Annotated in this window: 1 protein-coding gene; it reads left to right on the forward strand. The window is 59.1% G+C overall.

Features of this window, described 5'->3' with window-relative positions; translation table 11 throughout:
- The coding region (locus ACTHUR_RS17490) for an ABC transporter permease subunit (RefSeq protein ID WP_440399987.1) at window positions 1–540 on the forward strand (540 nt) is incomplete at both ends.

Consider the following 540-nt stretch of genomic DNA (forward strand, 5'->3'; position numbering starts at 1 on the left):
CTACGGCGCACTCGCAGGCTTTTTCGGCGGCAAACTCGACTCCGTCATGATGCGCCTGCTCGAAATCCTCAACGCCTTTCCGTTTATGTTTTTCGTCATCCTGTTGACCACCTTCTTCGGACGCAACCTCTTACTCATCTTCGTCGCCATCGGACTCGTCTCATGGCTGGACGTCGCCCGCATCGTCCGCGGACAAACCCTCAGCCTCAAACACAAAGAATTCGTCGAAGCCGCCCGCATCACAGGCGTATCCCGCCGCCGCATCGTTACCCGCCACATCATCCCCAACGTACTCGGCGTCGTCATGGTTTACGCCTCCCTGCTCGTCCCCGGCATGATCATGTTCGAATCCTTCCTCAGCTTCCTCGGATTGGGCGTACAAGAACCCAAAACCAGTTGGGGTTCCATGCTCCAAGAGGGCGCAGCCTCCATGGAAGCCGCCCCATGGCAGCTCCTCGTCCCCTGCTTCTTCCTCGTCGCCACCCTCTTCTGCTTCAACTTCATCGGCGACGGCCTGCGCGACGCACTCGACCCCAAAGA

The sequence above is a fragment of the Neisseria sp. P0021.S007 genome (genome assembly GCF_051956855.1).